Here is a 6,671-nt window from a genome sequence, read left to right as displayed (position 1 = left end):
CTCATGGGCGGCGGCGGGGACGGCCGGCAGTCCGGCGAGCGCGACCGCCGCGCTCGCCAGCAGTGCCGCCGCCCGTGTTCTGATACGCATCCAACCTCCGGGTAGTTACTCGCGGACCGCCCCCTGGAGCAGCCCGCGGACGAAGTGACGCTGGAGGAACAGGTAGAAGATCACGACGGGCGTCGCGACGATGACGGAGCCGGCCGCGAGCAGGGTGAAGCCGGAGGTGTACTGCCCCTGGAAGAAGGCCAGCCCCAGCGGCGCGGTGCGCAGCGACTCCTTGGTCACCATGATCAGCGGGATGAGGAACTCGTTCCACGTCCACATGAAGACCAGCACGGTCAGCGTGACGACCGCGGGGCGGGCCGGCGGCAGCAGCACCTGCCACAGGATGCGCCAGCTCGACGCCCCGTCGATGCGCGCCGCCTCCACGATCGCCCGGTTCGAGGCCAGGAAGTAGGCCCGCATCCAGAACGTGCCGAACGCCACCGACAGCGCCACCTGCGGCAGCGCGATCGCCCAGAACGTGTCGGTCAGCCCCAGGGTGCGCAGGTCGAAGTAGAGCGGCACCGCGATGGCCTCGCTCGGCATCATGATCCCGAGCATGAACAGGTAGAACAGCGCCGTCCTGCCCCGGAAGCGCATCGTGCCGAAGGCGTACCCGCTCATGATCGACAACACCACGCTGACGACCACGACGAACGCCGACACCGCCAGGCTGGTCCGCAGGTACGTGCCGAACCGGCCGATCTCCCACGCCGCCGCGAAGTTCGCCAGCCCGGCCGTGCCGCCCGCGTCGGCGGGGCCCAGCGCGGCCGACAGGATGACGATGATCGGGTAGAGCGCGAACGCCGCGAACACTGTCAGGATGACGTAGTTGGCCGCCCGCTCGGCGCGCGAGATCACGAGACCCTCCTGTCGGCGAACCGGTTGATCCCGAACGAGATCGCGAAGATGACCACGGTGAGGGTGACCCCGACGGCCGCGGCCGAGCCGACCTGGCCGAGCCCGAAGGCCCGGTGGTAGACCTCGTACGACGGCACCGTCGTCGAGGTGCCTGGGCCGCCGCGCGTGGTGACGTACACCAGGTCGAACGTGCGCAGCGCGGCGATCACCGTCAGCGTCAGGGCGACCGCCATCTCGCCGCGCACCGACGGCAGCGTGACCGCGAAGAACTCCCGCACCGCGCCGCAGCCGTCCAGCCGCGCGGCCTCGTACAGCTCCGGCGGGATGCGGCTCATCCCGGCCAGCAGCAGCACCGTCACCAGCCCGGTCTCGAACCACGTGCCGACCACGCCGACCGCGGGCAGCGCGAAGGTGTAGTCGCCCAGCCAGCCGCGGGTCAGCCCGTCGAGGCCGAGCGCGCTCAGCAGGCCGTTGAGCGAGCCGTCGGGGGCGTACACCCGCCGCCAGGCCACCGCCACCACGACCATGGCGATCACCTGCGGCAGGAACACGACCGTGCGGAAGAACCCCAGGCCGCGCACCTTGGCGTGGTGCAGGATCGCCGCCAGCGCCAGGCCGATGACCAGCGGCCCGAGCGCGTAGAACACGATCAGCACGAGCGCGTGCCCGAACGCCGCCCGCAGCCCCTCGTCGGCGACGATGGCCACGTAGTTGTCCAGGCCCGCCCAGGTGCCGAGGGTCAGGCCGTCCCAGTCGTACAGCGAGATCTGCACGGCGCGCCCGATCGGGTAGAGCAGGAACACCGCGTAGATCGCGAACGCCGGCAGCAGGTACAGGTAGGCGACGCGGCGGGGCTCTCCCGGAGGGCCGGCCGCGCGTGGCTTGGAGCTCAACCGTTGCTCTCGGCGAACGTCTTGTAGTCCTCCTCCAGCGTGCCGAGGAACTCCTGCGGGGTCGCCTTCCCGGCGAGCAGGTCCTGCAGCGCCGCGCCCAGCGTGTCGGCGAACGTCGGGGTGGCGTAGTCGAGGTACGGCACCAGCCCGTTCTCCGCGCTCGCCGTCCCGAACGCCGTGAAGACGTCCTTCTGCGGCCCGTCGGGGACGCTCTGGTCGGCGGTGTCGGCGACCGGCAGGTTGCCGGTGTCGGCGAGCACCTTCATCGCGTCGGCGCTGGTGATGAAGTTGATGTACGCCGCCGCCGCGTCCGGGTTGGGGCTCTTGGCGGTGATCGCGAACGGCAGCCCCGTGCCGCCCGTCGCCACCGGCGGCGCGTCGGCCGTGGAGCCGGGCGGCAGCATGAAGCCCAGGTCGTCGCCGAGCGCCTTCTGCAGGTCGGCCAGCAGCCAGGTGCCGGCGATCAGGAAGACGCCCTGGCCCTTGCCGAACGCCTGCCAGGCGGCGTCGTAGCCCTGCCCGTTGAAGCCGTCGGCGAAGTAGCCCTTCTCGGCCCAGCTCACCAGCTGCTCGGCGGCCTGGGAGTTCTCCGGCGTGTTCCACGTGGCGCCCTTGCGGCCGAAGGCGAGCGTGCTGATCTGCTCGGCCGGGACGACCCGGCTCTGCACGGTGCCGAACACGTGGACGGCCGGCCACTTGTCGAGGTTGCCGAACTGCAGCGGCACCTCGCCCTCCGCCTTGGCGGTGGCCAGCGCCGTCTCGAGGTCGGACCAGGTCTTCGGCAGCTGGATGCCCAGCTCGGTCAGCTTGGCGCGGTTGTAGAAGACGCCGACGACCTCGCCGACCTGCGGCAGGCCGTACAGGTTGCCCTCGCCGAACAGCTTGCCGTCGGCGCTGTAGCGGGAGTAGCGCAGCACCGACTCCGGGTAGCGCTCCTTCCACCCGTACGCCTCGGCGAAGGCGTCCAGCGGGCGCAGCTGACCGGCCTTGACGAACGCGCCCATCGACGAGCGGCCGTTGTTGGCCTCCACCACGTCAGGGGGTTCGTTGCCGCTGAGCGCCAGCCGCAGCGTGGTGTTGAGGTCGTCGAACGAGCGGGACACCCGGTTGAGCTTGATGTTGGGGTACTTCTCCTGGAACGCCTTGTTCAGCTGCTCCATCTGGGCGGCCTGGCCGCCGCGCACCTCCTGGTCCCAGACGGTGAGCGTGACGTCGCCCAGCGCGGCGGCGTCGGTGCGCACGGCGGACGCGCTCGGCTGCGCCGAGGGGGAGGCGGGCGGGGCGGAGGAGCCGGGCGCGCACCCGGCCAGGGCCGCGGTGATCGCGGTGATCGCGGCGAACAGGGGGAGTGTCCTGGATGCGCGCGGCTGGGCGGTCATGTCTTACTCCTTCTGCGCTGGCGCGCGAGGCGTGTCCGGGCCCTCCGGCGGGGGGTCGTCCTCGGCGCGCGCGGGGTCTCGCTCCGGCTGCTTTCCCGAAGCGGGCGGCGCCATGCCGACGTCGGCGTAGCGGGCGATCGTGGCGGCCGCACGGCGCACCGCCCCGACCGGGACCGTCGGCACCAGTCGATCGAGGAAAGCGTATCGGCGGGCCAGCGAGCTGCCGTACGCGCCGCCGTGGCCGGCCGAGGCGCGCACCTCGTGCCACCAGTCGGCGATGTCACCCCAGCCGGGCGCGGCCAGCGAGCCGCCGAACTGCTGCACCGCCAGCGCCGCGCACACCCCGGCGAAGGCCAGCCGGTCGTCCAGCGGCCACTCGCACAGCGTGCCGAGCACGAAACCCGCGCCGAAGACGTCGCCCGCCCCCGTCGGGTCCAGCGCGGTCACCCGCGGCGCCGGCACGAACGCCTCCTCGCCGGTCGTCGAGTCGATCGCCATCGCGCCGTTGGCCCCGTCGGTCACCACGGCCAGCGGCACCTTGTCGGCGATCGTGTAGAGCGCGTCGCGCGGGGTGTCGGCGCCCGTGTACGCCATCGCCTCGGTGGCGTTCGGCATGAACGCGTGACAGATGGACAGCTGGTCGAGCAGCGCGCGCGACCACGTGCCGGACGGGTCCCAGCCCACGTCGGCGAAGATCAGTGCCCCCTCGCGGTGCGCCAGCTCGGCCCAGCTGGAGGCGCCGGGCCCGCCGAGCGGCTCGTCGGGGGAGAGCGAGACGATCACCGCGCGCGAGCGGGGCGGCGTGCCGATCATCTCCGAGACCGGCATGGGCGGCGGGTGGCCGTGCGTCACCATGCTGCGGTCGCGCTCGACCGCCATGGAGACCGTCACCGGAGAGTGCCAGTGCTCGAAGCGCTGCGAGCGCGTCAGGTCCACCGACTCCTGCTCCTCCAGCGTGCGCCAGCAGAAGTCGCCGTAATCGTCGTCGCCGAACGCCGCGGCCAGCGACGTGCGCAGCCCCAGCCGGCTGGTCGCGATGGCGAGGTTGGCGATGCCGCCGGGGCACGAGCCCATGCCCTCGGCCCAGATCTCGGTGCCGGCTTCTGGCATCGCGGGCAGGCCGGTGAAGATGATGTCCAGGAAGACAGTGCCGGCCAGGAAGACGTCGAACTGCGGCCCTTCCGGGGTCCGCTGGCCGGCGAGCGGATCGTACGCCTGGACAGACACGGGAACGGGACCTCCTCGACACATCGAGATGTGCGCAATCTTGCACGTTTGCTCGCACACTGCAAGTGTTTCACGCGAGCATATGGAGCAATCTGCTTACTTATGGGCAAAACTGACTGATAGAATCCGGGTGTGCTCCAGCCCCTGAGGCATGCCGAGATCACCCGCCGCGTCCGCAGCTCGGGAGCCACCAGCGTCCGCGATCTGGCGCGTCAGCTCGGTGTGAGCCCGTCCACCATCCGCAGGGACCTCGAGGTGCTCGACCGCGACGGCACGCTGCGGCGGGTGCGCGGTGGCGCGCTCCCCCCTTCTGGCATCACCGTCGACGCCGACACCGTGCGGCCCTTCGCCGAGGTGGTGGCCACCGACGAGCACGACAAGGAGGCGGTCGCCGCCCGCGCCGCGGAGCTTGTCCGCGACGGCGACGTGGTGCTGCTCGACATCGGCACCACCACGATGCGCCTGGCCCGCCGGTTGCGCGGCCGCCGCGTCACCGTGGTCACCTCCAGCCTCGCCGTGCTCGACGTGCTGCGCGCCGACTCGGAGGTCGAGCTGCTGCTGCTCGGCGGCATGCTGCGGCGGCCGTACCACTCGCTGGTCGGGGTGCTCACCGAGGCCGCGCTCGGCCAGGTGGTGGCCGACCGGGCCTTCCTCGGCGCCAGCGGCGTACGCCCCGACGGGCAACTCGTCGACACCACGCTCGCCGAGGTGCCGCTGAAGCGCGCCATGATCACCGCGGCCCGGCAGGTGGTGCTGCTGGCCGACCGGCACAAGTTCCCCGGCACCGGCGCACTGCGCGTGTGCGGCCCGGAGGACGTCGACACGTTCGTCACGAACAAGGGCGCCGACCCGGCCACGCTGCGCGCCTGCGCGGCCGCGGGCGCCGAGGTCCTGCTCGTATGAAAGGGCGACGATGAGACTGGCCGTTCTCGGCGGCGGTGGCTTCCGGGTCCCGCTCGTGTACGGCGCGCTGCTGCGCGACACCGCCAAGCCGCGCGTGGAGGAGGTCGTCCTCCACGACGTGTCGCAGGAGCGCCTGGAGGCCGTCTCCCACGTGCTGCGCGGGCTGGCCGCCGGCCACGACGACCCGCCCCGGGTGCTCACGACCACCGACCTCGACACCGCGCTGCGCGACTCCGCGTTCGTCTTCTCGGCCGTCCGGGTGGGCGGGCTGGCCGGGCGCACCGCCGACGAGCGGGTGGCCCTGGACCTGGGCCTGGTCGGCCAGGAGACGACCGGCCCCGGCGGCGTCGCGTACGGGCTGCGCACCGTGCCGGTCGCGATGCGGGTGGCCGAGCGGGTCGCCACCGTGGCCCCGGACGCCTGGGTGATCAACTTCACCAACCCCGCCGGGATGATCACCGAGGCCATGCGGCGGGTGCTCGGCGACCGGGTGATCGGCATCTGCGACTCGCCGATCGGGCTGGTACGCCGGGCCGCCGCCGCGCTCGGTGTCGACCCGGCGCGCGTGTCGCCCGGTTACGTGGGGCTCAACCATCTCGGCTGGCTGTGCGGGCTGACGTACGAGGGGCGCGACGTGCTGCCGGAGCTGCTGGCCGACGACGCGGCGCTGCGCCGGGTGGAGGAGGCGCGGCTGCTCGGCCCCGACTGGGTGCGCACGCTCGGGGCGCTGCCCAACGAGTACCTGTACTACTACTACTTCACCCGCGAGGCGGTGGCCGCGCTGTCCGGGCGCACCCGCGGCGAACTGTTGCTGGGCCAGCAGGACCGCTTCTACGCCGACGTGCGCGCCCGTCCGGGTGAGGCGCTGGCCGCCTGGCGGCGGGCGCGCCGGGAGCGCGACGAGAGCTACATGGCCGAGGCCCGCGACACCGCCGAGGCCGGCGAACGCGACGCCGCCGACCTGGAGGCCGGCGGCTACGAGGGCATCGCGCTCGCCCTCATGGCCGCCATCGCGCGCGGCGAGCCGTCCACCATGATCCTGAACGTGCGCAACGGCGCGGCGGTGCCCGGCCTGCCCGCCGAGGCGGTCGTGGAGATCCCGTGCGCCGTGGACGGCTCGGGCGTCCGCCCGCTGGCCACCCGCCCCCTCCCTGGCCGCTTCCTGGGGCTGATGCAGCAGGTCAAGGCCGTCGAACAGACCGTCATCGAGGCCGCCCTGTCGGGCTCGTCGCGGCTGGCGGTCGAGGCGTTCGCGCTGCACCCGCTGGTGGACTCCGTCTCGACCGCCCACCGCCTCCTCGACGGCTACCGCGCCCGCATCCCCTCACTGGCGGCCGTCTTCCCGCGCTAGCCGCTCGGCGGG

The 6,671-nt window shown here is 72.7% G+C and carries 6 protein-coding genes; 2 read left to right on the top strand and 4 right to left on the bottom strand.

All coding sequences use genetic code 11. The features are described 5' to 3' along the window. Positions 1-105 precede the first annotated feature (105 nt). Genes E1286_RS45125 through E1286_RS45110 form a run of 4 tightly spaced genes read right to left on the bottom strand, consistent with a single transcriptional unit; the run spans position 106 to position 4,405 of the window. Entirely contained in the window at positions 106-906 is an 801-nt protein-coding gene (locus E1286_RS45125) for a carbohydrate ABC transporter permease (RefSeq protein ID WP_132623246.1), read from the bottom strand. Further along, a complete protein-coding gene (locus tag E1286_RS45120; protein ID WP_132623244.1) occupies positions 903-1,799 on the bottom strand; it encodes a carbohydrate ABC transporter permease in 897 nt (298 codons plus the stop codon). Before E1286_RS45120 ends, E1286_RS45125 begins: the two co-directional genes overlap by 4 nt. After that, complete coding sequence (locus E1286_RS45115; RefSeq protein WP_132623242.1) at positions 1,796-3,178, bottom strand: extracellular solute-binding protein; 1,383 nt, start codon at positions 3,176-3,178, stop codon at positions 1,796-1,798. Before E1286_RS45115 ends, E1286_RS45120 begins: the two co-directional genes overlap by 4 nt. A 3-nt stretch (positions 3,179-3,181) precedes the next feature. Further along, the gene (locus E1286_RS45110) at positions 3,182-4,405 is read right to left on the bottom strand and encodes a PfkB family carbohydrate kinase (RefSeq protein WP_132623240.1); all 1,224 of its coding nucleotides are present in this window, start codon (positions 4,403-4,405) and stop codon (positions 3,182-3,184) included. A gap of 132 nt (positions 4,406-4,537) precedes the next feature. Between E1286_RS45110 and E1286_RS45105 the strand changes: the two genes are divergently transcribed. Both E1286_RS45105 and E1286_RS45100 read left to right on the top strand, forming a co-directional pair. Continuing rightward, on the top strand, positions 4,538-5,308 hold the full coding sequence (locus E1286_RS45105) for a DeoR/GlpR family DNA-binding transcription regulator (RefSeq protein ID WP_132623238.1): 771 nt from the start codon (positions 4,538-4,540) through the stop codon (positions 5,306-5,308). Positions 5,309-5,318: 10 nt separating this feature from the next. Then, a complete protein-coding gene (locus E1286_RS45100) occupies positions 5,319-6,659 on the top strand; it encodes a 6-phospho-beta-glucosidase (RefSeq protein ID WP_132623236.1) in 1,341 nt (446 codons plus the stop codon). The last annotated feature ends 12 nt before the right edge of the window (positions 6,660-6,671 follow it).

It is taken from the genome of Nonomuraea terrae, assembly GCF_004348995.1.
GTDB classification, from domain to species: domain Bacteria; phylum Actinomycetota; class Actinomycetes; order Streptosporangiales; family Streptosporangiaceae; genus Nonomuraea; species Nonomuraea terrae.
This window is presented reverse-complemented; position numbering and strand designations above follow the sequence as displayed.

Bases quoted from the DNA above. Each gene is read 5' to 3' on its own strand.
- E1286_RS45115 (WP_132623242.1), bottom strand. From the start codon at position 3,178: ATGACCGCCCAGCCGCGCGCATCCAGGACACTCCCCCTGTTCGCCGCG.
- E1286_RS45100 (WP_132623236.1), top strand. From the start codon at position 5,319: ATGAGACTGGCCGTTCTCGGCGGCGGTGGCTTCCGGGTCCCGCTCGTG.